The organism is Tistrella arctica (genome assembly GCF_039630945.1).
Classification (GTDB): Bacteria; Pseudomonadota; Alphaproteobacteria; order Tistrellales; family Tistrellaceae; genus Tistrella; species Tistrella bauzanensis.
In genome coordinates, this window is the sequence record NZ_JBBKTV010000010.1 from 98477 (window position 1) to 125249 (window position 26773).

24 protein-coding genes are annotated in these 26773 nt (G+C 68.1%); 15 read left to right on the forward strand and 9 right to left on the reverse strand.

The features are described from left to right. Positions 1-5 precede the first annotated feature (5 nt). The 3 genes from clpS to WG924_RS21790 all read left to right on the forward strand — a co-directional run bounded on the left by clpS (position 6) and on the right by WG924_RS21790 (position 4010). Positions 6-350, forward strand: coding sequence for an ATP-dependent Clp protease adapter ClpS (clpS, locus tag WG924_RS21780; RefSeq protein ID WP_188575291.1), 345 nt, complete (start codon positions 6-8; stop codon positions 348-350). Then, the gene (clpA, locus tag WG924_RS21785; RefSeq protein WP_345935164.1) at positions 350-2785 is read left to right on the forward strand and encodes an ATP-dependent Clp protease ATP-binding subunit ClpA; all 2436 of its coding nucleotides are present in this window, start codon (positions 350-352) and stop codon (positions 2783-2785) included. The genes clpS and clpA overlap by 1 nt, the downstream gene beginning before the upstream one ends. 481 nt (positions 2786-3266) lie before the next feature. After that, on the forward strand, positions 3267-4010 hold the full coding sequence (locus WG924_RS21790; protein ID WP_345935165.1) for a hypothetical protein: 744 nt from the start codon (positions 3267-3269) through the stop codon (positions 4008-4010). On the opposite strand, the gene WG924_RS21795 is transcribed toward WG924_RS21790, so the two are convergent. Both WG924_RS21795 and WG924_RS21800 read right to left on the reverse strand, forming a co-directional pair. Further along, on the reverse strand, positions 3967-4611 hold the full coding sequence (locus WG924_RS21795; protein ID WP_345935166.1) for a DUF6445 family protein: 645 nt from the start codon (positions 4609-4611) through the stop codon (positions 3967-3969). The two genes, WG924_RS21790 and WG924_RS21795, sit on opposite strands and share 44 nt — an antisense overlap. An 87-nt stretch (positions 4612-4698) precedes the next feature. Then, on the reverse strand, positions 4699-5535 hold the full coding sequence (locus tag WG924_RS21800; protein ID WP_345935167.1) for a division plane positioning ATPase MipZ: 837 nt from the start codon (positions 5533-5535) through the stop codon (positions 4699-4701). Positions 5536-5756: 221 nt separating this feature from the next. Between WG924_RS21800 and WG924_RS21805 the strand changes: the two genes are divergently transcribed. The 7 genes from WG924_RS21805 to WG924_RS21835 all read left to right on the forward strand — a co-directional run bounded on the left by WG924_RS21805 (position 5757) and on the right by WG924_RS21835 (position 12390). After that, the gene (locus tag WG924_RS21805) at positions 5757-7406 is read left to right on the forward strand and encodes an acyl-CoA synthetase (protein ID WP_345935168.1); all 1650 of its coding nucleotides are present in this window, start codon (positions 5757-5759) and stop codon (positions 7404-7406) included. Between the two features lie 115 nt (positions 7407-7521). Further along, positions 7522-7728, forward strand: a complete 207-nt coding sequence (locus WG924_RS21810) for a (2Fe-2S)-binding protein (protein WP_188575303.1) — start codon at positions 7522-7524, stop codon at positions 7726-7728. A 275-nt stretch (positions 7729-8003) separates the two neighbouring features. Beyond that, positions 8004-8489: a bacterioferritin gene (bfr, locus tag WG924_RS21815; RefSeq protein ID WP_345935169.1), complete on the forward strand. Its 486-nt coding sequence runs from the start codon at positions 8004-8006 to the stop codon at positions 8487-8489. A gap of 174 nt (positions 8490-8663) precedes the next feature. After that, positions 8664-9092, forward strand: coding sequence for a hypothetical protein (locus WG924_RS21820; protein WP_345935170.1), 429 nt, complete (start codon positions 8664-8666; stop codon positions 9090-9092). A 214-nt stretch (positions 9093-9306) separates the two neighbouring features. After that, a complete protein-coding gene (locus WG924_RS21825; protein ID WP_372045131.1) occupies positions 9307-9900 on the forward strand; it encodes a cupredoxin domain-containing protein in 594 nt (197 codons plus the stop codon). Between the two features lie 14 nt (positions 9901-9914). Beyond that, on the forward strand, positions 9915-11603 hold the full coding sequence (locus WG924_RS21830; RefSeq protein ID WP_345935172.1) for a copper resistance system multicopper oxidase: 1689 nt from the start codon (positions 9915-9917) through the stop codon (positions 11601-11603). Between the two features lie 70 nt (positions 11604-11673). Next, positions 11674-12390, forward strand: coding sequence for a copper resistance protein B (locus WG924_RS21835; RefSeq protein WP_345935173.1), 717 nt, complete (start codon positions 11674-11676; stop codon positions 12388-12390). Positions 12391-12406: 16 nt separating this feature from the next. Here the strand turns inward: WG924_RS21835 and WG924_RS21840 are convergent, their stop codons facing one another. From WG924_RS21840 to WG924_RS21850, 3 genes are all read right to left on the reverse strand, one after another. After that, positions 12407-12898 carry a hypothetical protein gene (locus tag WG924_RS21840; protein WP_345935174.1) on the reverse strand — a complete coding sequence of 164 codons (492 nt, stop codon included), beginning with the start codon at positions 12896-12898 and terminating at the stop codon, positions 12407-12409. Between the two features lie 149 nt (positions 12899-13047). Next, positions 13048-15255 carry a methyl-accepting chemotaxis protein gene (locus WG924_RS21845; RefSeq protein ID WP_345935175.1) on the reverse strand — a complete coding sequence of 736 codons (2208 nt, stop codon included), beginning with the start codon at positions 15253-15255 and terminating at the stop codon, positions 13048-13050. A gap of 187 nt (positions 15256-15442) precedes the next feature. Further along, positions 15443-16465: a nucleoside hydrolase gene (locus tag WG924_RS21850; protein WP_345935176.1), complete on the reverse strand. Its 1023-nt coding sequence runs from the start codon at positions 16463-16465 to the stop codon at positions 15443-15445. Positions 16466-16721: 256 nt separating this feature from the next. On the opposite strand from WG924_RS21850, the gene WG924_RS21855 reads away from it, so the two are divergent. Continuing rightward, positions 16722-17939: an MFS transporter gene (locus WG924_RS21855; protein WP_345935177.1), complete on the forward strand. Its 1218-nt coding sequence runs from the start codon at positions 16722-16724 to the stop codon at positions 17937-17939. A 30-nt stretch (positions 17940-17969) separates the two neighbouring features. On the opposite strand, the gene WG924_RS21860 is transcribed toward WG924_RS21855, so the two are convergent. Further along, a complete protein-coding gene (locus WG924_RS21860) occupies positions 17970-19265 on the reverse strand; it encodes an MFS transporter (protein WP_345935178.1) in 1296 nt (431 codons plus the stop codon). Between the two features lie 223 nt (positions 19266-19488). Here WG924_RS21860 and WG924_RS21865 point away from each other — a divergent pair, with 223 nt between their 5' ends. Then, positions 19489-20091: a TetR/AcrR family transcriptional regulator gene (locus WG924_RS21865; protein WP_345935179.1), complete on the forward strand. Its 603-nt coding sequence runs from the start codon at positions 19489-19491 to the stop codon at positions 20089-20091. On the opposite strand, the gene WG924_RS21870 is transcribed toward WG924_RS21865, so the two are convergent. The 3 genes from WG924_RS21870 to WG924_RS21880 form a co-directional block, all read right to left on the reverse strand. Next, positions 20066-21460: a tetratricopeptide repeat protein gene (locus WG924_RS21870; RefSeq protein ID WP_345935180.1), complete on the reverse strand. Its 1395-nt coding sequence runs from the start codon at positions 21458-21460 to the stop codon at positions 20066-20068. The two genes, WG924_RS21865 and WG924_RS21870, sit on opposite strands and share 26 nt — an antisense overlap. A 120-nt stretch (positions 21461-21580) precedes the next feature. Continuing rightward, a complete protein-coding gene (locus WG924_RS21875; RefSeq protein WP_345935181.1) occupies positions 21581-22753 on the reverse strand; it encodes an A/G-specific adenine glycosylase in 1173 nt (390 codons plus the stop codon). A gap of 79 nt (positions 22754-22832) precedes the next feature. After that, entirely contained in the window at positions 22833-23780 is a 948-nt protein-coding gene (locus WG924_RS21880) for a LysR substrate-binding domain-containing protein (protein ID WP_345935182.1), read from the reverse strand. Positions 23781-24281: 501 nt separating this feature from the next. Between WG924_RS21880 and WG924_RS21885 the strand changes: the two genes are divergently transcribed. The 3 genes from WG924_RS21885 to WG924_RS21895 all read left to right on the forward strand — a co-directional run bounded on the left by WG924_RS21885 (position 24282) and on the right by WG924_RS21895 (position 26742). Then, positions 24282-24899: a cysteine hydrolase family protein gene (locus WG924_RS21885; RefSeq protein WP_345935183.1), complete on the forward strand. Its 618-nt coding sequence runs from the start codon at positions 24282-24284 to the stop codon at positions 24897-24899. A 129-nt stretch (positions 24900-25028) separates the two neighbouring features. Then, a complete protein-coding gene (locus WG924_RS21890) occupies positions 25029-25445 on the forward strand; it encodes a YciI family protein (protein WP_345935184.1) in 417 nt (138 codons plus the stop codon). 52 nt (positions 25446-25497) lie between these two features. After that, positions 25498-26742: an RNA polymerase sigma factor gene (locus tag WG924_RS21895; protein WP_345935243.1), complete on the forward strand. Its 1245-nt coding sequence runs from the start codon at positions 25498-25500 to the stop codon at positions 26740-26742. The last annotated feature ends 31 nt before the right edge of the window (positions 26743-26773 follow it).

Consider the following 26773-nt stretch of genomic DNA (forward strand, 5'->3'; position numbering starts at 1 on the left):
ACGGAATGGGAATGAGCGGCGAACGCAGGCCCGATGAAGACCGTCCCGGTTACGGTACAGTCACTGAGGTCGATACCCGACCGAAGACGGCGACCCGCAAACCGTCGATGTACAAGGTTTTGCTGCTGAACGACGATTACACTCCGATGGAGTTCGTGATCGACGTGCTGCAGCGATTTTTCGGCAAGGGTGCGGAGGAAGCTACCCGCATCATGCTCCACGTTCACAATCACGGCGTCGGTGTCTGCGGCGTGTTTCCGTTCGAGGTTGCCGAAACCAAGGTCAACCAGGTTATGGATTACGCCCGCCGCAACCAGCATCCGCTCCAGTGCACGATGGAAAAGGACTGATGTCGATTCTTTCCAAGAACCTCGAGCAGAGCCTGCACCGCGCCTTCGCCATCGCGAACGCCCGGCGGCACGAATACGCGACGCTCGAACATCTGCTGCTCGCGATGCTGGATGATCAGGATGCGGTTGCTGTCCTGAAGGCATGCGACGTGGATGTCGATCGACTGCGCGTCGACCTCAACGACTTCCTCGACAACGAACTCGCCAGTCTGGTGACAGACAGCGGGGTCGAGGCCAAACCGACCATCAGCTTCCAGCGCGTGATCCAGCGGGCGGCGATCCATGTCCAGAGTTCGGGCCGGGCCGAGGTGACCGGGGCCAATGTCCTGGTCGCCCTGTTCTCGGAACGGGAAAGCCATGCGGTCTATTTCCTGCAGACCCAGGACATGTCGCGTCTGGACGCGGTCAACTATATCAGCCATGGCATCGCCAAGGCGTCGGGCATGACCGAGAACCGCGCCGTGCGCGGCGCGCCGGTCACCGGTCAGGCGCCGGAAGACGAGGCCCAGCGCGAGGGCACCAAGACCGGCCAGAAGGGCAGCGCCAAAGCCCTGGCCAGTTATTGCGTGAACCTGAACGACAAGGCCCGCGCTGGCAAGATCGACGTCCTGGTCGGTCGTGACGGCGAGGTCGAACGCGCGATCCAGGTTCTGTGCCGGCGCACCAAGAACAACCCGCTGCTGGTGGGCGACCCCGGTGTCGGCAAGACCGCGATCGCCGAGGGTCTGGCGCGCCGGATCGTGACCGGCGACGTGCCCGAAGTGCTGAAGGACGCCACCATCTATGCGCTCGACATGGGCGCGTTGCTGGCCGGCACCCGCTATCGCGGCGATTTCGAGGAACGGCTGAAGGCGGTTGTGACCGAGCTTGAGGCGCAGGACCATGCGGTTCTGTTCATCGACGAGATCCACACCGTCATCGGCGCCGGCGCCACCTCGGGCGGGGCGATGGATGCATCGAACCTGCTGAAACCGGCGCTTCAGGCCGGCACCATCCGCTGCATGGGCTCCACCACCTATAAGGAGTTCCGCAACTACATCGAAAAGGACCGCGCGCTGCTGCGCCGGTTCCAGAAGATCGATGTGTCGGAGCCGACCCCTGAGGATGCGGTCAAAATCCTGAAGGGTCTGAAGCCCTATTACGAGAAGTTCCACGACGTTCAGTATACCGAGGCGGCGCTGAAGGCCGCGGTCGACCTGTCGGTGCGCTATATCCATGAACGCAAACTGCCCGACAAGGCGATCGATCTGATCGACGAGGTCGGCGCCGCCCAGCGGCTGCTGCCGCCATCGCGCCGCCGCAAGCAGATCAGCGTCAAGGAGATCGAGGGCATCGTCGCCCGCATCGCCCGCATCCCTGAAAAGAGCGTGTCGGCGCGCGACAAGAACAGCCTGCGCAATCTGGGCGACAATCTGAAGACCGTGGTCTATGGCCAGAACCGGGCGATCGACGCCCTGTCCAACGCCATCAAGCTGGCCCGTGCCGGCCTGCGCGATCCCGAAAAGCCGATCGGGTCCTATCTGTTCACCGGCCCGACCGGCGTCGGCAAGACCGAGGTGGCCAAGCGCCTGGCCGAGGTGCTGGGCATCAAGCTGATCCGCTTCGACATGTCGGAGTATATGGAGCGCCATTCCGTGTCGCGGCTGATCGGCGCGCCGCCGGGCTATGTCGGCTTCGACCAGGGCGGCATGCTGACCGATGCGATCGATCAGAACCCGCATGCGGTGCTGCTGCTGGACGAGATCGAAAAGGCCCATCCCGACCTGTTCAACGTGCTGCTGCAGGTCATGGACTATGGCAAGCTGACCGACCATAACGGCAAGACGGTCGACTTCCGCAACATCGTGCTGATCATGACCTCGAATGCCGGTGCGGCCGAGATCGCCAAGGCGCCGATCGGCTTCGGCCGCGTCGACCGCGAGGGCGAGGATCAGGACGTCGTGAAGCGGATGTTCACGCCTGAGTTCCGCAACCGCCTGGATGCCGTCATTCCCTTCGGCCGGCTGCCGATCGACGTGGTGGAACTGGTGGTCGACAAGTTCATCAACCAGTTGGAAGCCCAGCTTGCCGACCGCAAGGTCACCATCTCGCTGACCGAGGAGGCCCGCCGCTGGCTGGCCAATGCCGGTTATGACGAGGCGATGGGCGCCCGGCCACTGGCCCGGGTGATCCAGGAGAAGATCAAGCAGCCGCTGGCCGAAGAGGTGCTGTTCGGGCATCTGGTCGATGGCGGCCATGTCGTGATCGATGTCGACGAGGGCAAGCCGGTGTTCCGCTTCGACAGCGGCGTCGACAAGCCGAAGCGCCCCGACCGGCCGCGTGGCGGCCGTCGCGGTGGCGGCTCGGTGCCCGATACCGGCCCGACCGGCCCCGAAGGCGATGGTGGCGAGGCGACGAGCCCCAACCACGATCAGATGCCGGAGCCGGTGGTGTAACACCGGCGCCAGCCGCGATCGGCCTGCCAATCAAGCCGGCCACAGCCCCCGCCGAGGGCCTGTGGCCGGCTTTTTCGTGCGCATCGGCCGGCTTTCGTCAGGACGCATACAGTCAAAACTGTTTCACAATGCGGACTGTCGTGGCTTCTGCCCGGCGGTTTCCGCCCAAGGCACTTGACGGACAGGCGATTTTGCCAATAACCTCAAGTAGAAATCTGATGCACGGATGAACGTGCACACGGCGGTGCCGGTCTTGAAACCGGCCTGCAGAAGCGCTATCGGTTCCCCCACAGACCAATCGGTTGCCCCGCCCAGACGAGCGTCCCGGCCATATTCCGCGCATGATGTCGCGCGCCTGCGCTCATGTCGTGTGCCATGGCAGGGCCGTTACGCCTGTTCGCCGGAGCCCGCGTCAAGAAGCCCCACCGCCGGGCCATATCGCGGACCCGATGGTTGTTGTTGTCAGATCGGTCTGTCACCCATGATCCCTGCGATCGACCTTGCCGACCCGCGCCTTGCAGACGCGCTGCCACCGGGGTTGTACCGGCGGGCAGTGCTGCGGATGATGCTGGCGGCTGCCGCCCCCAAAGCGACGCCGGCGCCATCAATTACAACCGGCATGCCGGCCCAGCCATCCCATCATGCGGCCAGTTGCTGGGCAGCGGCCGGCATCGACCTGCTGGCGGGTTGTCTGCGCACCACCGGCGCGCCCTGTTCCACCCCCGATCTGGCATCGCGTATGCTGCTGATTGCGGGCGCGCTGGAGCAGGCCGCGGCCCAACTGGACCCGCTGGCCCTGCCGGACGGGGTTCTGCCACCCCCCCCTGCCGATCCGGCCGATTTCTGCAGCGAAGGCGGTCTGGTCGCCGATATGGTCCGCCTGAATCTGCGGTTTCTGGTGATCCATGCCTGCCTGCGCACGCTGCCCGCAACACAGGTGCCGCTTGCCCTCGAAGCGGTGCGGGCAGCGCTGGCACTGACATTGTCGGTGATCGAGCCGGCAATGACCGGCGGGCTTGCCGCCTTCGTCGAAAACGTCATCCGCACGCAGATCCTGCCACCTGAACCGCAGGGCACACCGCCCCGGATGCAGCCGACGGCCCCCGCGGCGCCGTCGCCCGGCGAGGGTAAAACCGCGACCGGCAGCGATGGCGCCAGCGATAGCTGGGCCGCACCACGGCCTATCGTTGCGGCCGTGCCGCCGCCGACGCTGCGCCGGGCTTGAAGAACAGGATCTGCACCAGGCGGCCGTTTTCGGGTCCGTCGCCGAAATCCTCGCCGCTGGTGTGCCACAGCCAGGGCCGGAACAGGATCAGCCGGTTGAACTTCATCGGCAGAACCATCTGCAGATCCCATTTCGACCGGTCGCCGCCATCGCGCTTCAGCACCGTGTCCAGGACCTCGTCGGGCGTGGCGCAGCCGAATTTCGCCTGAGCTTCCTCGTTGCTCAGCGGCGCACGGTCGGTACCGGTTTCCTTGTGCCGGAAAAATTCGGTGCCGCCGCGGGCATGTTCGTCCAGCGACAGGAACACGATGCCGGCCCAGGCGCAGCCGGGGTCGATATGTACCACCCCGGCCCGGGTGTCGGCGGCATAGGACAGCCGGCATTTGCCATGGGCCATGCCGCGATTGCCCGCCACCGGTTCGCGCACCAGATAGCTGAACATGCGGTCGCTGTCGGGCGGCAGCATGAATTGCCTGGAATTGCGGCCGGGAAAATAGATCCCCGGCCCTTCCACCAGCGGATAATCCAACGCCAGCGCCTGGGCGCGCACCTCAAGCGGGTTTTCGTAGAAGTCGTCGACGACGATCATCGACTGATGCATGACGGGGCACTCCGGCGGGATCTGAACCGGGTGCATTCCATCATGCCGCCCGCGGCATCGCAACCCGCGGCCGTGGCGGCCATGGTGTCACAGGATCAGGTCGCGGCCATCCAGCATCGGCAGGCGCAAGGTCTCGATCAGGGCGCGCACCTCGTGGCGGGCGGCGATATGCGACATCGACAGCGAGATATTGGCGTCGACATCGCGCAGATCCAGCATGGTCAGCCCGCGCAGGAACAATTCACGATAGATCACCCGGTCGCCGAAACCGGGCGCCACACGAAAGCCCACCCGCCGCGACAACTGTTCCACCACCCGGTTCATATCCCGCTTGTTGCGGCTTTCGGTCGATGACAGGCGGTTGCGCATCACCACCCAGTCGATGGTGCCGCGATCGCGGATGGCGCGGTTCTTCTTCTCGTTCCACACCATCTCGGCATAGACGCTGGGCCCCAGCACCTTCAGCGTTTCAGGATCCACCCGCGCCAGCACGTCCAGATCGATGAAACTGTCATTGATCGGCGTGATCAACGTGTCGGCGAAGGAATGAGCCAGGCGCGCCAGGAAATGATCGCTGCCGGGGCTGTCGATGATCACCACGTCATTGTCACGTGCCAGCCTGGCAAGAGCGGTGATGAAGTTTTCGCGCTCTTCCGCCTCGACATCCGTGCGGTTCTGTTTGTCCGATCGCGCGATGACCGCGTTTTCCGGCACAGGCATCCAGTTCGGCTGATCGCGCGCGAAAATAGCGCGGTTCTCGATATACCGGCTGATGGTCCGCTGGCGGCCATCGATATCGATCACGCCCACCTTCTGCCCCAGCTTCATCAGCCCGACCGCCAGATGCATGGCGGTGGTCGACTTGCCGGAGCCGCCCTTTTCGTTGCCCAGCACGATGATATGCGCAGGGATCTGACCGCCCATGCCCGTTATATCCCTTTGAATCCCGCCCGAAAGCCCCTGGCCGCACGGATCCGTGCCGCTGCCGCACGATAGCGGGGTGTACGGGCGGGTCAAGCGGCTGTTGGACCGGCAGCCCCGACAGTGCCAACTTATTGGGCAAGGTCGTGGCGGGTCTTGTACGATGTACCGCCGCCGGGGCAGGATCGGCAGATGCCGTACCGCCATCCGAAGGATCATACCCGATGCTGCAAGCCCCCCGCCCCGAGGAAACCACGGCCGCGTGGCGCGCCCGCTTCCGCTGGTCAGTGCCGCCGCGGATCAACATCGCCCACCAGACCGTGGGCCGCTGGGCGGCCGAGACACCTGATCGGACGGCGCTGGTGCATGTCGATGAAAATGGCGGCCGGCAGGTGTTCAGCTTCGCCGATCTGGACCGTCAGGCGGCGCGGCTGGCGGCCGGCCTGCTGCATCTGGGCGTGCAGCCCGGCGACCGGGTCGGCATCTGCCTGAGCCAGAGCCCCGAGGCAGCGCTGGCGCATCTGGCGGTCTATCGGATCGGCGCGATCGCCCTGCCGCTGTTCACGCTGTTCGGGCCGGAAGCGCTGGCCTTCCGGCTGGCCGACAGCGGCGCCCGCGCCGTGGTGGTCGATCCCGGCCGGGTGGAGGCGCTGATGTCGGTCAGAGCTGACTGCCCCGATCTTGCCCATGTGATCGTGACCGGCCCGGAGCCGGTGGCCGCCGGCACCACCGCCTTCGCCCGCCTGCTCCGCGATGCCACCGGCGCCCTGCCCGGCATTCTGGATACCGCCGCCGACGACCCGGCGGTGATCATCTATACCTCGGGCACCACCGGCAACCCGAAGGGGGCGCTGCATGCCCACCGGGTGCTGACCGGCCATCTGCCCGGTGTTCAGATGCCCCATGATTTTCCGCCACAGGCCGGCGACATGTTCTGGACCCCCGCCGACTGGGCCTGGATCGGCGGCCTGCTGGACGTGCTGCTGCCGGCCTGGGCCATGGGCCTGCCGGTGCTGTCGCAGCGGATGCGTAAATTCGACCCGGAGGCCGCCTTCCGGCTGATGGCCGCCGAGCGGGTGCGCAACGTGTTCCTGCCGCCGACGGCGCTGAAGCTGATGCGCGGGGTGAGCCGCGCGGCCGTACCCGCCGATCTGGCCCTGCGCAGTGTCGGCAGCGGTGGCGAGAGCCTGGGATCGGAGCTGCTCGACTGGGGCCGCGACACCTTCGGCGTGCCGATCAACGAGTTCTATGGCCAGACCGAGTGCAATCTGGTGGTGTCGTGCAACCAACGCATCGAGCCATCGCCGCCCGGCGCCATGGGCCGCGCGGTGCCCGGCCACGACGTCGCCATCGTCGATGAGGACGGCCAGCCGGTGCCCGATGGCATGGCGGGCGAAATCGCCGTGGCCGCCCCGGATCCGGTGATGTTCCTGCGCTATTGGAACAACCCTGCCGCAACCGAGGCCAAGTTCCGCGCCGACCGGCTGCTGACCGGCGATATGGGCCGTCGCGACGCCCAGGGACTGTTCCATTTCATGGGCCGCGCCGACGACGTCATCACCAGCGGCGGCTATCGCATCGGCCCGGGGGAGATCGAGGATTGCCTGATCCGCCATCCGGCCGTGGCCATGGCCGCGGTGATCGGCAAGCCCGATGCGCTGCGCACCGAAATCGTGAAGGCCTTTGTGGTGCCGGCCGCGGGGGTCGAGCCCTCGGACGATCTGGCGCGCCAACTGGGGCAGCATGTCCGCGACCGGCTGGCCGCCCATGAATACCCCCGCGAGATCGCCTTCGTTGCCGAGCTGCCGATGACCGCAACGGGTAAGATCATGAGGCGGGTGCTCAAGGATCGCGAGGCGCGCAAAGGCGATTGACATTCATTCTCAGAGTCGCCAATCTGATTTTGCGAGCGGTTCGCAACGGTTCCCGGGCCACCTATCCCTCCCCCGGGCCGGGGCGACCGCACCCGATCGGAGGCTGCGGCTCAGAATGTATATCTGCATCTGCAACGGATTGACTGAACGGCGCGTGCGTGAGGCGGCAGCCAGCGCGCGCAGCGTCTCCGGTGTCTATCGCGCCCTGGACAGCCGGCCGCAATGCGGCAAGTGCATCGATTGTGTACGCGGCATGCTGGCCGGTTGCGGCGGCACCGGCGATGCCGCCAACACCACCATTCCGGCTTCGGTCCGCGCCTGATTTTCAGCCGCAGGCAATTCCGGCGCCCTTGCGACGCAGTTGCTGCGAAGCACATAATGTTGAGACGCAGTCGCTGTGACGTATACGAAGTTGAGACGCAGCCGCAGTCAAAACACGAAGTTGCGACGCAAACTCAAGTAATCACAGGGAAAATCTGAAAATAATGGCCGTCCCGACTGGCGTCGGGGCGGCTCTTCGTCCTATATTCTCCCCAAGACGGCTGTGCCTCGCGCCCCGGCCGCGCCACGGGTCACAAGAATGAGGACGAGACGACCATGAAGGGCGATCCGAAGATCATCAAGCACCTCAACATGGTGCTGAAGAATGAGCTGACGGCCATCAACCAGTACTTCCTGCACGCCCGCATGCTGAAGAACTGGGGCTATCGCAAGCTGGCGCATGTCGAGTATCACGAGTCGATCGACGAGATGAAGCACGCCGATCAGGTGATCGAGCGCATCCTGTTCCTGGAAGGCCTGCCGAACCTTCAGGATCTGGGCAAGCTGCATATCGGCGAGACCGTGCCTGAAATGCTCCAGGCCGATCTGGATCTGGAGATGAAGGCGATCCCCGATCTGAAGGCCGCGATCGTCGATTGCGAGACCAAGGCCGACTTCGTCACCCGCGACCTGTTCCGCTCGATCCTGAAGAGCGAGGAAGACCATGTCGACTGGCTGGAAACCCAGTTGGGCCTGGTCGACGCGCTGGGCCTTCAGAATTACCTTCAGACCGCCGCCGGCGAGATCGAAGAAGGCAGTTGAACCCGCGCCGCACAGCGGCACCAACCGGACATCGATACGGAAAACGGGCCGGCGGATCACAAGTCCGCCGGCCCGTTTCCATGTGGGTGCCATGCCCGGCTGCGCCCAAGCGCCGCAGGCGGGCCAGCCGCTGGCAGGCCTTGCGGCGGCGCGCTGTCGTGCTAGGGTGTCGCTATGGGGCAGGCATTCCGACATCTGATCACCGCGCAGGGGCTGCGCCGCATCTGGGCGGCGCTGGCACTGCTTGGCATGCTTGTGGCCATTGCCGGCCCGTCTCCGGTCCAGATGCCGATGCAACACGTGCACGGCGCCATGCCGACCCTGTCATCCAGCACCGATAACGGAATGATCCTGCACACCGCAAGCTGCGTGGCGCCGGCCGACGAGACCGCCGCGACAGCCGGGCAGGCCGATATGCCGGCAGCACATGGCATGGCCGGCGGTTGCTGCGTCAGTCTGTGTGCCCCGGGGCTCGCCCCCGCCGCCGGCGGCGATGCCGGCATGCCGGCCTTCGTGACGAGCCGGCGCGCGCCACCCGCCGCTCAGGTGCTTGTCGCCACCATCGCCGACGATCTGTTCCGGCCGCCACGCCGTCAACTGTGATCCGCTGACGGCAAGCCGGCCCCTCGCAGGATCAGTTCTGCGCGCAGACCCACATCTGCGTGCAGGGCCCACCGCTGGTCGCGGTCTTGCCGTCTCCGCTTTCATAAGGGGGCTGCCCGGCCTCGCACGACCCGCCGGCCGCGCGATCCTCCGTCTGACACTGCCCGTCCGGCATCACCGGCCGGGCTTCGGAACGGACCGTCCTTTCATGTCGATGACAGCCATCACGCCCCGACGTGCCAACAGCGCCGTCGGCACCATCACTCTTGCCCTGACCGCCGCGCTGACGGCCGCCATCATCGCCTCGGCCGCACCGGCCCGCGCCGATGCCGGTCACGGCTTCGCCTTCGGCAGGCCGGCCACGGCCGACAAGGCCACCCGCACCGTCACCATCACCATGCGCGACGTTCTGTTCGAGCCCGACAGCCTGACTGTGACGCCCGGAGAGGTGATCCGTTTCGTGCTGAAAAACGAGGGCACGCTTCTTCACGAGTTCAATCTCGGCACGCCCGACATGCATGCCCGCCATCAGCGCGAGATGGCGATGATGATGGAGCACGGCATGCTGACCGCCACCGGCCTGCAGGAGATGCCGGCCATGGATCACGCCCGGATGTCCGGCATGAACATGTCCGGCATGAACATGTCGGACATGAAACATGACGACCCGAACAGCGTGCTGGTGGCGCCGGGCGGCACGGCGGAACTGGTCTGGCAGTTCGCGAAAGCCGACGCGCTGGAATTCGCCTGCAACGTTCCAGGCCATTACGAGTCCGGCATGAGCGGGCCGATCGGCTTCGGGCAGTGAGGGGGGCAGTCAGGATGACACGGTTCACCACCGCCGCCGGCCTGTCCCGGCGTTCGGCATTGAAGCTTGGCGGCATCGCGGGCATCGCCGGCCTTGTCACCATCCACAACGGCCGGCGGAGCTTCGCCTCGGCGGCCGGTACCTATGAACTGGCGATCACCGCCGATCGCATCATCGTCGACGGGGTCAGCAGCAAGGCCGTGATGATGGGCGGAACGGTTCCCGCCCCCACCATGCGCTGGCGGGAAGGCGAGGAGGTGGTGGTTCATGCGACCAACCGGCTGGACGAGCCGACATCGATCCATTGGCACGGGCTGCTGATCGCCGGCGTCATGGATGGCGCGCCCGGCTTCAACGGCTATGTCGCCATTCAGCCGGGGGAGACCTATACCTATCGCTTCCGGCTGCGCCAGGCCGGCACCTATTGGTATCACAGCCACTCGGCGCTTCAGGAACAGGCCGGCATGTATGGCGCCATCGTCATCGACCCGGCGGGGCCCGAGCCGGTGCGGGCCGACCGTGACTACGTGGTCGTGCTGTCTGACCACACGGCCGAAGACCCGATGCGGGTGATGTCCAACCTGAAGGCGGATGCGGGCCACTACAATCAGGCCCGGCGGACGCTGATGGACTTCATCCGCGACGCCCGCGACAGCGGCTTCAACGCCGCCCTGTCCGACCGCCTCGACTGGGGGGCCATGCGGATGGACCCGACCGATCTGGCCGATGTCGCCGGCTATCGGTTTCTGGTCAATGGTCGCGGACCGGAGGACAACTGGACCGGGCTGTTCACGCCCGGAGAGCGGGTGCGCCTGCGGATCATCAATGCCTCGGCGATGAGCATCTTCGATGTCCGGATCCCGGACCTGCCGATGACGGTGTTCGCGGCCGACGGCCAGACCGTTCAGCCGGTCCGGGTCGATGAGTTCCGTTTCGGCGTCGGCGAGACCTATGATGTCGTGGTTCTGCCACGCGAGGGCCGGGCCTATACGATCGTCGCCGAACCGATCGATCGCACAGGCCATGCCCGCGCCACGCTGGCACCGCGCCGCGGCATGTCCGGCCCTGTTCCCGAACCCCGCCCGCGCACCCTTCTGACCATGGCCGACATGGGAATGGGAGACATGGGGATGGGGGGCAGAGGCATGGACGGCATGGATCATTCGACCATGGCGATGGCCGGCAATGGCATGGCCGGGATGGATCACGCGGCCATGGCGGATACCACCGATCGTGGCCGGCCGCTAGGCTGGGCGGATGCATCCACGCCCCCCGGCGACAAGGCGCTCGACTATGCCGATCTGGTGTCGGCGACGGTCAATGGCGATGATCGCGCGCCGGACCATGTGATCGAGGTCCGGCTGACCGGCATCATGGACCGCTATATGTGGAGTCTGAACGGCCGGCCTTTCGGCAAGGATCAGCCGATCCGGGTCCGGCAGGGCGACCGCATCCGGATCACCTATGTCAACACCACCATGATGGCCCATCCCATGCACCTCCACGGCATGTTCGTGGAACTGGAGAACGGACAGGGGCGGCGCATGCCGCGCAAGCATGTGGTGCTGGTGCCGCCGGGCAAGACGATATCGGTGGTGCTGACGGCCAGCGAGCCGGGCGAATGGCCCTTCCACTGCCATCTGCTCTACCACATGGCCGCCGGCATGATGACCCGCTTCATCGTCGACGATCAGACCGCGTGAGGGCCCGGCCATGACAGTGCACGCAAGACGAAAGGCCGGCCGCCAGAACCGCGGGAGCCTGTTTACCCCGATGGGCCTGATTGCCGCGATGGCCCTGCTGTCGATCCTGGCAGCCCCGCCGGCAGAGGCCGCCGAAGCCGGCCGGATCTTCACCTTTCTACAGGCGGAACAACTGGAACTGCGGTCGCGCGACGGCGCCGACAGCCTGAACTGGGACATCCAGGGCTGGATCGGCACCGACGACCATCGCGCTTGGTTAAAAACCGAGGGCGAGACCACCGACCGCGGCCGGCTGGCCGAGGCCGAAATCCAGCTGCTTTACAGCCGCAGGCTGGATGCCTTCTACGATCTTCAGGCGGGGCTGCGCTATGACCCGGAACCGGCCGGCGATGATGGCGCTCCGGCACGGGGCTTCGCCGTGCTGGGCATACAGGGGCTGGCGCCGCAGTGGTTCGAGGTCGGCGCCTCGGCCTTTGTCAGCCATGAAGGCGAGGTCTCGGCCCGGCTCAACGCCGGATACGATCTGCCGGTCACCCGGCGGCTGGTGCTCCAGCCGACGGCCGAGCTGAACATCGCCCTTCAGGACGTGCCGGAACGGGGCGTCGGATCGGGGGTAAACGATCTGGAACTGGGATTGCGGCTCCGCTATGACCTCACCCGCAAGATCGGGCCTTATATAGGCGTCAACTGGCGACGGATGATGGGGCAGACCGCGCGTCTGGCCCGGGAGGATGGCGAGGATGACGACGACTTCGCCGTCGTGACCGGCATCCGGTTCTGGTTCTGATCAGCGGATCAGTCGCTCAACGCGGCTGGTGCTCGATCTCCGATCCAGGCAGGGCCTCGGCACGCGCCATCACCTCTCCGGCCGCCGCCTCGATCTGGCGCAGGCGCGCCGCGCGCTGGTTCAGGTCGTCGACGATGCCGGTCAGCCGATCGGAATGGGTCGACAGCCGGTGGCGCTGGTCATCCAGCCGGCGGGACTGATCGGCCAGGTTGCCCCGCGCCGCCGCAAGTTCGACGCCGGCGGCGTTGATCGACGCCATGGCCTGTGCCAGCCGCTCGGTCGCGCGGCTGCGGCGATCAAAAGCCACCACCTGCCCGCCAGTGGTGGTGGCGGCGGCCCGCGCGCCGCTATCGTCATCACGATCGGGTGCCGGGGCCATGCCGGCGCCGGCCTTGCGGGTATTCTCGACCAGTACCCGCAAGGCCTGCTGCCGGCGATGGGCGTCCAGATGAACGATCGTGGTATCCTGCCGCCCGGCCACAGTGGTATCGGCGCCTGAATGTCTCATCTCGCTGTCCTCGCTTGCAGCAGGGCCTGCCCAGCCCGTCTATACCTAAAGAACTGGGCCGGTCCTGGCTTCAAACAAGATACAATTGCCGCGAATGAGTCCTGTCACACTCAACGTATCGTGGGTGCTATTACTGCGAAATGCGATCGTTATGCACGCCGGAGTCTGTTGAGGAACCCGCCCATCGAGTTGTCCAGATTACCCGACGCGGCACCCAGCGCGTCGGCCGCGTGGCGCACCTGCTGGGCACCGTCCGCCGTCTGGCGGCTGGCATCGGCGACATCGGCGATCGAGCCCGACACCTCGCGGGAGCCGGCGGTAAGCTCAGACACGCTGCGGGCGATTTCCTGGGTGGCGCTGCCCTGCTCCTCGACCGCCGCCGCGATCGCGCCGGCGATTTCATTCAGCCGCAGAATGGTGTCGCGCACCGCCCGGATGGCCGCCACCGCCTCGCCGGTGCGGCTCTGGATCGCCTCCACCCGCTGACTGATCCGGCCGGTGGCCTTGGCGGTTTCGGCCGCCAGCGTCTTCACCTCGCCCGCCACGACCGCGAAGCCCTTGCCGGCCTCGCCGGCACGGGCCGCCTCGATGGTGGCATTCAGGGCCAGCAGATTGGTCTGGCCGGCGATCTCGCCGATCAGCCGCACCACCTCGCTGATCTCCTCGCTGGCCTTGCCCAGTTCCTCGACTGTCGCATCGGTGCGCTCGACCTGCGACACCGCGCCGCGTGCGATGGTCGACGCCTCCTGCACCTGGGTTGCAATCTCGGCCACGGCACCTGAAAGCTGACTGGTCGCGTCCGACACCGTCTCGGCATTGCGCTCTGCCTGCTCGCTGGCCGCAGCCACCGTCTGGGCGCGTTCATTACCGCGGGCGGCGGCCGCTGACAGCTCGACCGCACTGCCGCCCAGAGCACCGACCGCCTCGGTCAACTGGTCGACCACGCCCTTCACCTCCGCCTCGAAGGTCGCCGCCAGTTCCAGCATTTCCGACCGGCGCAGCGCCGCCTGGCGGGCCTCTTCCTCCTCGGCCCGGCGCTTGGTGACCTCGACCTCGGCGGTGGTATCACGGAACACGCGCAAGGCGTCGGTCATCCGGCCGATCTCGTCGCCCGCGGGTTTTGGCAGCGGCGCGTCCAGATCGCCGGCCGCCACCGCCCGCATGGCGCCTTCAAGCCGCTTCAGCCGGCCGATCACCCGCCGCCCGACATAGCCCAGCGCGATGATCAGCGACACGGCGACACTGGCCACAGCCAGCGCCAGCAGCACGGTGCGGCTCTGTTCCAGATCCTCGGCGGTGCGGGCACGGACCTCGGCGATGGCGCCGGAGGTCTGGAACACCAGGCCGTCGACGTCTTCCGCCAGCAGCACGCCGGCATCGCGCGCGGCTTCCAGCCGCTGCTCCACCTGCTCGATCGCCGTCACCTCGGCCACGCGCAACTCGAACACATTGGTCGGGTCGCCGGCCGTCGCGGCAGTGGCATAGCGGGCCACGGCCTCCAGCAGCCGCTCCTTGGCGATCCGGTCGTCGAGCGCCTTGGTGTCGCGGTCCAGCGCATAGGCGGCGGCCGCCAACCGCTGGCGCAGCCGCTCAAGATGCTGGGCATTGGTGATGGTGGCGGTTTCGTTGATGATGCCCTGGGCTGCCGCGATGTCGCCACGCAGCTGAATGCTCAATTGCAGGGCCGGCAGCTGGCGCGCGGTCAGGTCGTGCACCGCATCCTGCAAGGTGCCCAGTTCGAACATGCCGGCGGTCGCCTCCGACCGGTTGCGGAAGTCCTGGGCAATGCGTTGTGCACCGGGTGAAATCGCCGCCAGATAGGTGTCGCGGGCACCCGCGAGGTCGCGGGTCACGGTCTCGCGGCGCTCGGTCAGGGTATAGCGCTGCTCCACCGCCTCCAGCAATTCGTTCAGCCGGGTGATCAGCGCATCCGAATCCTCGGTGACAATGCCGATCAGGTCGCCGTCCAGCCCCGCCGATTGCAGGGCGGCCAGATCGCCGCGCATCGCGCCGATGGCGGCGGTGATCGCCTGGCGCTCCTTGTCCAGCGCCTCGGCCGACCCGGCGGCAGCCACGGCGGGGGCCAGCGCCGCCAGCACCTCGGCCTGCCGGGCCATGCGCAGCGCGGCGGTCAATGGCCGCACGCCTTGTTCCTGCACCCGTTCGAAGCCGTTTTCGACCCGGTCATAGGAAATCCAGGCCACGCCGCTGGCGACCACCGCCAGGATCGCCACGATCGCGAAGGCCAGGAACAGCTTCGGTCCCAAGCCGATGCGGCCCAGCCGGCCGATCTTCCGCGGCGGCCGGTCCACCGGGGTCTCCGCGGCCTCAACCTCGTCCAATGACTGATCGGTCATGTCTGCCCTGCCTCCCCTCTTGATTTATTGCGGCCGTTCCGGCCGTTGGCGGCGATGCTCTTGCGGCATGCGTTCCGCGTGATCAACACCCGGTATCTCTATGCTGAACCCTTGAAGCTTAGGCGATCGTTAACACTCTGCGGAATTTGCGGATCCTGTATCGTCGCAGACGCCCCCGCTGCCAGCCTTACACCGATCCGCAATCCGCAACAGCATCGCGCAATGCCACCCTCAGCGCCGCAGCATCGCCATCCACCATCCAGCGCACCCGAACGTCCCGCGCGCGCCCCGCCGCCGCCGCGCCGTCGCCGAAACTTGCCAGGGTCTGGCCTCGTGCGGGACCGCGCAGCACCACCGTCATCCGCCCGTCCACCCCGGCCACGGCATCGGGCGCCAGAAGATGGCCGATCACGCAGGGGTCGTGCAGGGGTGCCGCATCGGCCGGGGCGCCGCCCATCCCCGGCAGCGGCGGCGTGCGATGACGCGACAGATAGGCGCCCAGCATGCCGGCGACCGCCCGGCCCGGCACGGTGCCGAGTGCCGCATAGCGCGCGATTTCGGCCGCATCGGCGCAGACCGTGTGGGTGAGGGTCAGGCCATAGACATGCAGCCGCGGCGCCACGCCGTCGGGCACGTCCAGCGCCGCCGCCACCCGATCCAGCGCCTCAGGGTCGACAAAGGCATTGAATTCGGCTGCTGGCGTGATGTTGCCGCGCGCGGCGCTGCCGACCATCGCCCGCACCTCCAGCAACCCGTCGACGATGTCGGGTGCCAGGATCAGCGCCGCCGCCAGATTGGTCAGCGGCCCCAGGGTCACCAGCCTGACCGGCCGGCCTTCAGCCGCCGCCCGGCGCAGCCGCTCGATCAGGAAGGTCACCGCATGTCCAGACTCGGTATCGCTGCGCGGCGGCGGCAGCCCGGCCCCGTCCAGGCCATCCTGCCCATGGATATCGGCGGCGTCGGTGGTGCCGCCCGTCAGGGGCGCCGGACAGCCGGCATGGATCGGCAGCGCCGCCGCATCCAGCCCGGCGGCGTCGCGGACCCGCAAGGCATTGGCGCGGGTGAAGCCCAACCCGACATTGCCGGCAACCACCGTCACCGCCTCCAGCCCCAGCCGCCGGCGGGCGCCGATGGCCGCGAACAGTGCGTGGGCATCGTCGACGCCAGGATCGCAATCGATGATCAACGGGGGCTGGTCGGCAACAGACATCGGGGGGCTTTCGACAGGGGCACCGCCATCGGTGGCAGGTTCAGGCTGAAGGACGGGTCACAGAGTGGCATGCACGGCGGATCACCGGAAGCCCTGGCGAACGCGGTATGGACGCCAGGGGTTGAACACGTCAGGATAGTGGAACTATCCTGCCTGGGCGATAGCGGCCCGCGCCGGCGACGGCAGTCCGCGCTGGCCATATCCGCACTGGCCATATCCGCGCTGGCCATAACGGCTTTGGAGTACCCCACCCCCGATGACTGCAACCGCCCCCGCCGATGCGGCCCAGGGCGGCAGCCGGCGTTCCATCGCCCTGCTGTCGCTCTCCCAGGGCTTCTACACCGTCATGACCATGCTGCTGGTCACGGTTTCGGGCCTTGCGGGGTATATGCTGGCCGAGGACAAGACCCTCGCCACCCTGCCTTTCGCGCTGACCTTCATCGCCAACACCGCCACCACCATTCCGGCATCGATGCTGATGGCGCGGGCCGGTCGGCGCACCGGCTTCGCGATCGGCGCCAGCTTCGGCATCGCCGGCGCGCTGGTGGCCGCGGCATCGATCGCGATCGGCAGCTTCCTGCTGCTGTGCGCGGCAATGGTGCTGGTCGGCATGTCGAACGGCTTCAGCGTCTTTCTGCGCCATGCCGCCGGCGAGGCGGCACCGCGCGGGCGTGAGGCGCGGGCGATCGCGCTGGTCATCTCGGGCGGGCTGATGGCGGCGCTGGTCGGGCCCACGCTGGCGCGGGCATCGCGCGATGCCATCGCGCCCTATCCGTTCCTTGGCACCTATCTGGTGATCGCCGGGGCGGCGACCCTGATGCTGGTGGCCGCCCTGTCGCTGGACATGCGCCGCCCGGCCGGCCCGCCGAAATCGCTGGCCGGCGGGCTCGGTGCCGCCTTCCGGCGGCCGCGCTATATCATCGCGGTCATGGCCGGCATCACCTCCTATACGGTCATGAACCTGCTGATGACCGCGACACCGCTGGCCATGGCCGCCTGCGGGCTGGATTTCGCCAACACCGCGCAGGTCATTCAATGGCATGTGCTCGGCATGTTCGCCCCGGCGCTGATCGTGGGCCGGCTGATCGAGCGTTTCGGCCTGATGCCGGTGATGTTCGGCGGCTGCATCCTGATGGCGATGGCCATTGGCGTCGGCGCATCCGGCATCAGCCTCTGGCATTTCCGGATCAGCCTCACCCTGCTCGGTCTGGGCTGGTCGGCGCTGTTCGTGGGCGCCACCACCCTGGTGTCGCTGTCGCTGCTGCCGGCCGAACGCGGCCCCGGCCAGGCCGCGAACGACTTCATCGTCTTCGGCCTGGTCGCATTGTCGGCCTTCTTCTCGGGCCAGTTGATCGAGCGTTTCGACTGGGCGACGCTGACCATGGCGGCGCTGCCGCCGGTCGCCATCACCGCCTGCGCCCTGGGCTGGCTGTGGGCGATGGACGGCACCCGGCCACGGGCGGTGGGCGCCTGAGCCGCGCCCGTCTCTCGGATCACACCCGGATCACCCCTTCGTCGCCCCGGCCGCCACGGCGGCCGGCCGCCCCTGCCCCAGCGTGCGGATCGCCACCGCCGCCACCAGGCACAGCGCGCCGGCCACGAAGAATGCCGGCAGATAGCTGTCGAGCATGGTGCGCGACAGGCCGGCGCCGAAGGCCGCTGCGGCGGCGCCCATCTGGTGGCCGGCAAAGATCCAGCCGAAGACCAGCGGCGCGCGGTCGCGGCCGAAGCGGTCTGCGGTCAGCTTGATGGTCGGCGGCACGGTCGCGATCCAGTCCAGGCCATAGAACACCGCGAACAGCGACAGGCCATAGAGCGTGAAATCCGAGAACGGCAGGAACAGCAGCGATATGCCGCGCAGGCCGTAATACCAGAACAGCAGCCAGCGATTGTCATAGCGGTCCGACAGCCAGCCCGACCCGACCGTGCCGATGAAGTCGAACACGCCGATCAGCGCCAGCAGCCCGGCCGCACGCACCGCCGGCACGCCGAAATCCGCGCAGAGCGGGATCAGATGCACCTGGATCAGGCCATTGGTGCTGGCACCGCAGATGAAGAAGGTGCCGAACAGCACCCAGAACACCCGGGTGCGGGCGGCATCGCGCAGGGCATCGATGGCGGCGAAGGCGACCGAGCGGCCCGACGCCGCCGCAGGCGGCGCCACCTCGGTCTCGCCATAGGCCGGCAGGCCCAGATCCGACGGGCGGTCGCGCATCAAGGCCAGCACCGCCAGCGCCGCCACCACCATCAACCCGCATAACAGCATCAATGCCGTCCGCCAGCCGGTTTCCTCGGCGATATAGGCAAGCAGGGGCATGAAGATCAACTGGCCGGTCGCCGAGCTTGCGGTCAGCAGGCCGATGACCAGGCCGCGGCGATGGGTGAACCAGCGGGTGGCGACCGTGGCGCCAAGCACCAGAGCGGTCAGCCCGGTGCCGATCCCGACGACCACGCCCCATAGCAGGATCAACTGCCACAACTGGGTCATCGCCATCGACAATGCCAGCCCGCCCGCCACCAGCGACAGTGAGGTCAAGGTCATCCGCCGCACACCGAAACGGTTGATCAGCGCCGCCGCGAACGGCCCCATCAACCCGAACAGCAGCAGCCGGATCGCCATGGCCAGCGAGATGTCGGCGGTTTCCCAGCCGAATTCCGCCTGCAACGGCAGCAGCAGCACGCCTGGCGCGCCGACGGCGCCGGCCGAAATCAGCATGGTCAGGAAGGTGACGGCCGCCACCACCCAGCCGTAGTGGACCTGACGGCGAGCCAGTGCGGCCGCGATGCGTGGTGTGGACATGGCGCGTGCGGCTCCCGATCTGCCGGCGGTCCGGCGGGGGTGGGGCGACCGGCGGCTGCGACATCTGCGCCGGTTGCCCACGAACATCGTTCGATTTATGATGATGGAGATCATCGATTTGTGTTATTGATGATAAACATCATGATTAATGTCAAGCGCCGATCAGTCCGACAGCCGGTCATGTTCGACAGCCGGCAGCGCGACCAGCAACGGGGTGCCGCAAATGAAAGTGACACGGGAACAGGCCGCCGCGAACCGGGCGGCCATCGTCAAGGCGGCGGCACGACTGTTCCGCGAACGCGGCTTCGATGGCGTGGGGGTGGCGGAAATCATGAAGGCCGCTGGCCTCACCCATGGCGGCTTCTATGGCCATTTCGCCTCGAAGGATGCATTGGCGGCCGAAGCCTGCGGCGTCGCGTTCAAGGATACGGTCGATCGGCTGGCAGGCGGGCGCGGTTTGGCCAAGGGTGATCTGGCGCAGTATGTCGATGGCTATCTGTCTGAAACCCATCGCGACCGCCGCGATATCGGCTGCCCGATCGCCGCCTTCGCGTCGGATATTCCCCGCCAGGACACCGGTATTCAGGCCGAATATGCTCAAGGCATCGACCACTTCGCCGACACGCTGATCGGCCGCTTTCCGTCCCTGGCCGGCGATGGTGGCGACGGCCGGGCCTCGGATCGCGGCAAGGCGCTGCTGATGATGTCGGCCCTGGTCGGGGGGCTGGCGCTGGCACGCGCCGCGGCCGCCACCGATCCTGAGCTGTCGACCGAGATCCTGTCCAGCCTGAAGGCGGAACTTACCCGTGGCGATACCGCCGGCTGAGCGCCTCGGCCCGGGCGTCCAGCGCCGCTGAGCGGGTATCGAGCCCCAGCCGGCCATAGACCCGCGCCAGGGCCCGCAGATTGGCCGGCACATCGGGCGTCGCCGCCCGGCGCAGTTCCAGCATCTGCTGGGCCGGCACCAGCCGCCCGGCGCGGATCAGCGCATCCAGATAGACCTGTTCGAACAGATCGCGCTGAGCATGGCTGCCGCCGATTTCGGTCATCCGCGGCAGGGCGCGGCCCAGCCCCCGCACGGCATCCGCCCAGTCGCCACGGGCATGGGCCAGCAGGCCATCGGCGGCCGGCACCGCCACCTCGCCCCATACCGTCTTCAGGAAGGCGGGCACCGCGTGGGCATGGGCGTGCAGCGAGCCCTCCAATGCCCCGGCCTCGGCCCAGCGGCCGGCGCGCGCCAGCCCGTACAGATAATGCAGGTCCAGGAACGGCTGAACATGATCGCCGGTCCGTGGGGCCAGATAGGTTGCCACATCCGCCCAGCGGTCGCCGACATCGACCCCGGCCAGTTCCAGGCGCATCAGCAGCGACACGGCATTGGCCTGATCCTGCGAATATTCCTTCCACACCCCCCAGACCCGGCCGTCGAAGATGTCGAACACCTCGTCGATGCGGTCGCGGTCGAGCAGAAACAGGCACAGATGCCACCAGTTATGGGTGGACATGAATGAATTGAGGCCCACCCAGGTCTCGCTCATCTCGCGCATGAAGGCCAGCCCGTCATCGGTGCGGCCACGGCTGAGGCAGACATGGGCGATGGCATGATGCGCCCAGGGTTCGTCGCGGCGCAGGCGCACGGCCGTCCGGGCCTCCGCCTCGGCCTCGTCGATCAGATGGCATTGCTCCAGCGCGAAGGCCCGCATGCCGTGCAGTTCGGCCACCTCGTCGGCATGCGGCGCCGCGCGGTCGATGATCCGCAGCATGGTCGGGCTGTCGCCCAGATTGAAGGCGTGATACTGGCCAAGCTTGGCGGCCACCAGATCGCGCGGGAACCGGGCGACGGTTTCCTCATGCAGCCGGATCGCGGCCGGCATGTCGCCACGCACCCACGCCCCCACCGCCTTCACCGTCAACTGCTCGCGCTCGGTCGCGCCCTTCGCCGCCGCTTCCGCCCGCGCCAGATAGGGCGTGGCATTGGCGGTGGCGTCATGGGCTTCGGCGAACATGTGCAAGGCCGCGGCATAGGCCTGTGCCAGCGCCGCATCCGGGTCGGCATCGGCGGCAGGCAGCAGATCGACGGCTTCGGTGCGATAGCCCAGGAACCCGCCGATAAAGGCATTCACCCCATCGAGCGTGCCGGCAAGGCCGGTTGTCACGGGGTTGTCCAGGCGGTCGGTCTGGCGGGTGATCGGCATGGGCTGGCGGTCCTTGGGGTCAGATGGCGCGGCGGATGGCTGGCCCCTGCCAGCTTGGCGGTGGCGCCCCACGGGATCAAGGGTTCCGATTGCCGCATCCAGCAGCCGGCTCCGGCCCGGCTACAGAGGCAGACCCGGCTCGCTGGTGCCGATCCGGGCATGCTCGACCAGCTTGGCCATCACACTGGGCAGCCCGGCCCGGCCCAGCGCCTCAGGCGGGCACCAGCGCGGATCACCGGCCTCCCCCGCCTCGGCCGCATCCAGCGCCGCCGCCTCGGCCCGGTCCAGATGGCGCAGCATCACCCGCGCCTCCAGCCGGAAATGGGTGAAGACATGCACCACCACCCCCGGCAGCAGCCGCCAGCCCTGGGGGGACAGCGGCGCATGGGCCAGCGCCGCGGCCTGATCCCATGGCGCCCCTTCTTCCCACGGCGTGCCCGGCACCTCGGCCATGCCGCCCAGCAGGCCGGAATCGGGGCGGGTGCGGATGCGGAGGGCACCATCGGCCGCACGCAGAGTGATAAAGGCCACGGCATGGCGGACGGGCCGGTCGCCCTTTGGCAGCCGGGCCGGCAGGGTGTCGGCGATGCCGGCCGCCTCGGCCGCGCAATCGCCGCTCCACGGGCAGCGATGGCAGGCGGGGCGGCGCGGCGTGCACAGCGTCGCTCCCAGATCCATCATCGCCTGCGCGAAATCGCCCGGCCGGTGGTCATGGGCGAACTGTGCCGCCCGCGCCCGCAATTCCGGCTTGGCATCGGGCAGAGGCGTGGCGATCGCGAACAGCCGCGCGCAGACCCGCTCGACATTGCCGTCCACCGGCACGGTCGGCCGGTCGAAGGCGATCGATGCGACGGCGGCGGCGGTATAGGCGCCGATGCCGGGCAGTTCCAGCAAGCCGGCCTCGGTATCGGGAAAGCGGCCGCCATGGCAGTCGGCCACCACCTCGGCGCAGGCATGCAGATTGCGGGCCCGGGCGTAATAGCCAAGCCCCGCCCAGCGGGCCAGCACCGCCTCGCGCCGTGCCGCCGCCAGATCGGTCACCCGCGGCCACAGATCCAGAAAGGCGCGGAAATAGGGGCCGGCGGCCGCAACCGTGGTTTGCTGCAACATGATTTCCGACAGCCACACGGCGTAGGGGTCGGCAGTCTGGCCCGGCTCCGCCCGCCAGGGCAGAACGCGGCGGTGGCGATCATACCAGTCGAGCAATGCCCGCCGCAGCCGGTCGCGGCGATCGGGATCGATCGCCGGCACGGCAATGGCGAGCTTCGGCTTGGCGGGGCGACCTCGGGGCATGGGCGGTGGGTTTCCGATCCGGGCAAGGCAACAGGGCAGGCGCCATCAGATAGCGGCCACAGGCCCGATCGGCAAGCGGTCAGCCATGGACCGGCGGCGGCAGAGCCGCCATCTGGCGGCCGGCCTCGTCCAGCGCCCAGGCGATGAAATCGCGGATCGCGCGGGCACCGGCGCGGTCTTCCGGGCAGACCAGCCAGTAATCATAGGGCACCTCCAGCGCCTGGGCGAAGGGGCGCACCAGGGTACCGGCCACCAGCGCGTCGATCGCCAGGCCCAATGGCACCAGGGCGGCGCCCATGCCGGCCGCCGCCGCATCCAGTTGCAGAAAGGTCAGGCCGAAGCGCGGGCCCCGTCCGCCATCGATCGCCCCCAGCCCGAAGCGGCGCAGAAAATCGGTCCAGCCCGGTTCGACCACCGTGGTTCCGGTTTCAATTTCGTCATGCAGCAGGGTCACGCCGCACAGATCGGCCGGCGCGCGCAGCCGTTCGGCCATGGCCGGCGCGCAGACCACCACCATCTGCCCGGGCAGAAGATGATGCGCGATCAGCCCGACATAGCGCCCGCCGCCATAGCGGATCGCCACATCCACCCCGTCGCGGGTGAAATCGGCCAGCATCGAGGATGCCAGAAGGCTGACCTGGCGGCCGCCCAGCACCGCCGTCATCCGTTCCATGCGCGGCAGCAGCCAGCGACCGGCGAAGCTCGGCAGGGTCGATACCGTCAGGCTGACATCGGCATCGGCCTCCTGCACCCGGCGCAGGGTCGCTTCAAGCGTGTCGAACTGCTCGGTCAGCGTCGGCAACAGCCGGCGGCCATATTCCGTCACCTCCACGCCGCGGGCATGGCGGGCGAACATCGGCCGGCCCAGCCAGTCTTCCAACTGACGGACCTGCTGGCTGACCGCCGCCGGCGTGACCCCCAGTTCCTCGCCCGCGCGGGCGAAGCCGCCAAGGCGGGCCGCCGCCTCGAAATGGCGCAGCGCCAGAAGCGGAGGCAGACGACGACGGCGTAGCGGTGGCTGACTCAACGCACCCTCTGAGGCAATGGGACGGACGCATGGCCGGAGGCGGCGGCCATGGATGAGCGAGACTCAGCCAGGTTAGGGCTATGGGCGAGAAAGCCTCGATCGCACCCCCGTCCGGCGCGGCGTAGATTGGACCGTATCACGAACCCCGGAGACGTTCCATGCTCCCCTCCCCGCCCTTGGCCCCCGCCCTGCGGTCGCGGCCGGGCCCGCCGGCATTCGCCTTTCCGGCCTGCGCCCATCCGATCTGGCCGTCCATCATACGGCCCCTGTTGTTCCGCCTTGTCGCCCGGCTGTTCCATCCTGCCGCGACGACCGCCCATGGGGCGGTACCGCGGGGCGAGCATCGGGCGTTGAACCTGCCCGATCCGCTGCCTGAACCGCCCCGCCCGGTCTGGCCGTTCTGACCCCCATCATCTTCCGCCAGCATCATGGCGTTGCCCTAGCCTGACTTGTCCAGCCCGCACCTGCCCCCAGCCCGCTCCTGCACGGAAAGCCGATCCCATGCCCGTCACCGGCCCTGCCACCACCCTTCTCGCCCATGCCGGCGCCAGCCTCGCCCCGGCGGAGGCCAGCCGCGCCGCCCTGGTGCTGATTGACGTGCAGGAAGAATATCGCAATGGCCGCCTGCCGCTGGTGGGCGTGGATGCGGCGCTGGACGAGATCATCCGGCTGGTCCACCGCATGCGGCAGTTGGAGGTGCCGGTTTTCCACATCCGCCATCTGGGCCGGCCCGGCGGCGCCCTGTTCGACCCCGATGGCAGCGGCTCGCTGATCATCCCCGCAGCCGGCCCGCGCGGTGACGAGCCGGTGATCCCCAAGGCCCTGCCCGATGCCTTCACCGGCACCGATCTGGCCGGGCGACTGCGCGCCGCCGGTCGCGACCAGCCGGTCTTCGCCGGCTTCATGACCCATATGTGCGTGTCCACCACCACCCGTGCCGCCCTGCATCTGGGCTTCAGCCCGACCGTGGTGGCGCGGGGCTGCGCCACCCGCGACCTGCCGCCGGCCGGCGGCGAGGCCGAACCAGTGCCGGCCGAGCTGCTGCACCGCGCGACCCTGGCGGCGCTGGCCGACCGTTTCGCGGCGGTGGTGCCCGATGCCGGTGCCTGGGGCGGCTGAGGGCGCCCCGAAGGCCGGTGGTGAACTTTTTTTCCGGCATCCACCACCGGCCTGTCGATCACAGGCAGCATCGTTCGTCGTATGGTTATCGCACCCGCTTCGGGTGCCCATCCGACAGGAGATGCGACGATGCGTGTGATGGTTCTGGTCAAGGCCACGGCCGACAGCGAAGCCGGCGTCATGCCCCCCGACGGCCTGCTTGAAGCCATGGGGCTGTACAACGAGGCGCTGGTGAAGGCCGGCATCATGCTGGCCGGCGACGGGCTGAAGCCGTCGTCCAAAGGTTGCCGCGTGGCCTTCGATGGCGCCGGTCGCACCGTGATCGACGGCCCGTTCGCGGAAACCCGCGAACTGGTCGCCGGTTACTGGCTGTGGGAGGTGAAGGACATGGCCGAGGCGGTGGAATGGGTGAAGCGCTGCCCGAACCCGATGCCCGGGCCCAGCGAGATCGAGATCCGGCCGCTTTACGACCTGTCGGATTTCGACGCCGTCATGACCCCTGAGGCGGCAGCGGTCCACGATCGGGTCCGGGACCGCCTTGGCTGAGACCGACGAGCGGGCGGACGCGGTCGCCCGGACGGTCGAGACCGTGTTCCGGATGGAGCGGGCCCGCCTGATCGGCGGGCTCGCCCGGATGCTGCGCGATCTGACCCGGGCCGAGGATCTTGCCCAGGATGCGCTGGTCGCGGCACTGGCGACCTGGCCGGAGACCGGCATCCCCGCCAATCCCGGCGCCTGGCTGATGGCCACCGCCCGGCGCCGGGCCGTCGACCATCTCCGCCACGACCGGATGCGCGGCCGCAAGCTGGCCGAATTGGCGCAGACCCCGGCGGCGGCGGTGCCCGACCATGACGGCCTGCGCCGGATCGCGCGCGCGGAAGCCGCAATGGATGATGATCTGGGTGACGAGGTTCTGGGGCTGATCTTCACCGCCTGCCATCCGGTGCTGACCCGCGAGGCGCGCGCGGCACTGACCCTGCGCCTGATCGGCGGGCTTGCGACCGACGAGATCGCCCGCGCCTTTCTGGTCAAGGAGGCGACCATGGCGCAACGCCTGGTGCGGGCACGGAAAACGCTCTCCGCCGCCGGCCTTGCCTGGGAGATCCCGCGCGGGCCGGCGCTGGCCCCGCGCCTCGCCTCGGTGCTTGAGGTGATCTATCTGATCTTCAACGAAGGCTATGCGGCAACCGCCGGCCCCGACCTGACCCGGCCGGCGCTGTGTGCCGAGGCCCGGCGCCTGGGCCGGGTTCTGGCCGCCGCCATGCCGGCCGACCCCGAGGTGCTGGGATTGAAGGCGCTGATGGACATCCAGGCATCGCGCCTTGCCGCCCGCATCGCCCCCGATGGGTCGGCCGTGCCGCTCGACGCGCAGGACCGGCGGCGCTGGGACCGGCTGCTGATCAGCCAGGGCCTGGATGCCCTGGCCCAGGCCGAGGGGTTGGCCTGGAGGTTGGCCGAGACCCGCGGCCCTTACACCCTTCAGGCGGCGCTTGCCGCCTGCCACGCGCGCGCGCCGGACTTCGCCGCCACCGACTGGATGCGGATCGCCGGGCTTTACGACGACCTCGAATTGGTCATGCCGTCGCCTGTGGTGACCCTGAACCGTGCGGTCGCTCATGGCATGGCCCATGGCCCCGAGGCCGGGCTGGCGATCGCCATGACGCTGGCCACACTGCCGGCGCTGGCCGGATATGCGCCGCTGCCGGCGGTGATCGGCGATCTGTTGTGTCGTGCCGGACGCAAGGCCGAGGCACGGGAGCATTTCGTGGACGCTGCCGGGCTGACCCGCAATGCGCGTGAACGCTTCCATCTTCTGGCCCGCGCCGCCGCCTGCGGCACGTGACCCCCTGTTCGGAAGGCCGTCATCGGCCTAG

What these genes read in the sequence shown, in the direction of transcription:
- WG924_RS21860 (WP_345935178.1), bottom strand. Translation starts at nt 19,265, where the DNA reads ATGTCCACACCACGCATCGCGGCCGCACTGGCTCGCCGTCAGGTCCAC.
- WG924_RS21840 (WP_345935174.1), bottom strand. Translation starts at nt 12,898, where the DNA reads ATGAGACATTCAGGCGCCGATACCACTGTGGCCGGGCGGCAGGATACC.
- WG924_RS21875 (WP_345935181.1), bottom strand. Translation starts at nt 22,753, where the DNA reads ATGCCCCGAGGTCGCCCCGCCAAGCCGAAGCTCGCCATTGCCGTGCCG.
- WG924_RS21850 (WP_345935176.1), bottom strand. Translation starts at nt 16,465, where the DNA reads ATGTCTGTTGCCGACCAGCCCCCGTTGATCATCGATTGCGATCCTGGC.
- WG924_RS21890 (WP_345935184.1), top strand. Translation starts at nt 25,029, where the DNA reads ATGCGTGTGATGGTTCTGGTCAAGGCCACGGCCGACAGCGAAGCCGGC.
- clpS (WP_188575291.1), top strand. Translation starts at nt 6, where the DNA reads ATGGGAATGAGCGGCGAACGCAGGCCCGATGAAGACCGTCCCGGTTAC.
- clpA (WP_345935164.1), top strand. Translation starts at nt 350, where the DNA reads ATGTCGATTCTTTCCAAGAACCTCGAGCAGAGCCTGCACCGCGCCTTC.
- WG924_RS21825 (WP_372045131.1), top strand. Translation starts at nt 9,307, where the DNA reads ATGACAGCCATCACGCCCCGACGTGCCAACAGCGCCGTCGGCACCATC.
- WG924_RS21800 (WP_345935167.1), bottom strand. Translation starts at nt 5,535, where the DNA reads ATGGGCGGTCAGATCCCTGCGCATATCATCGTGCTGGGCAACGAAAAG.
- WG924_RS21805 (WP_345935168.1), top strand. Translation starts at nt 5,757, where the DNA reads ATGCTGCAAGCCCCCCGCCCCGAGGAAACCACGGCCGCGTGGCGCGCC.
- WG924_RS21795 (WP_345935166.1), bottom strand. Translation starts at nt 4,611, where the DNA reads ATGCATCAGTCGATGATCGTCGTCGACGACTTCTACGAAAACCCGCTT.
- WG924_RS21820 (WP_345935170.1), top strand. Translation starts at nt 8,664, where the DNA reads ATGGGGCAGGCATTCCGACATCTGATCACCGCGCAGGGGCTGCGCCGC.
- WG924_RS21810 (WP_188575303.1), top strand. Translation starts at nt 7,522, where the DNA reads ATGTATATCTGCATCTGCAACGGATTGACTGAACGGCGCGTGCGTGAG.
- WG924_RS21835 (WP_345935173.1), top strand. Translation starts at nt 11,674, where the DNA reads ATGGGCCTGATTGCCGCGATGGCCCTGCTGTCGATCCTGGCAGCCCCG.
- WG924_RS21870 (WP_345935180.1), bottom strand. Translation starts at nt 21,460, where the DNA reads ATGCCGATCACCCGCCAGACCGACCGCCTGGACAACCCCGTGACAACC.
- WG924_RS21865 (WP_345935179.1), top strand. Translation starts at nt 19,489, where the DNA reads ATGAAAGTGACACGGGAACAGGCCGCCGCGAACCGGGCGGCCATCGTC.
- WG924_RS21895 (WP_345935243.1), top strand. Translation starts at nt 25,498, where the DNA reads ATGGAGCGGGCCCGCCTGATCGGCGGGCTCGCCCGGATGCTGCGCGAT.
- WG924_RS21885 (WP_345935183.1), top strand. Translation starts at nt 24,282, where the DNA reads ATGCCCGTCACCGGCCCTGCCACCACCCTTCTCGCCCATGCCGGCGCC.
- WG924_RS21790 (WP_345935165.1), top strand. Translation starts at nt 3,267, where the DNA reads ATGATCCCTGCGATCGACCTTGCCGACCCGCGCCTTGCAGACGCGCTG.
- bfr (WP_345935169.1), top strand. Translation starts at nt 8,004, where the DNA reads ATGAAGGGCGATCCGAAGATCATCAAGCACCTCAACATGGTGCTGAAG.
- WG924_RS21845 (WP_345935175.1), bottom strand. Translation starts at nt 15,255, where the DNA reads ATGACCGATCAGTCATTGGACGAGGTTGAGGCCGCGGAGACCCCGGTG.
- WG924_RS21830 (WP_345935172.1), top strand. Translation starts at nt 9,915, where the DNA reads ATGACACGGTTCACCACCGCCGCCGGCCTGTCCCGGCGTTCGGCATTG.
- WG924_RS21855 (WP_345935177.1), top strand. Translation starts at nt 16,722, where the DNA reads ATGACTGCAACCGCCCCCGCCGATGCGGCCCAGGGCGGCAGCCGGCGT.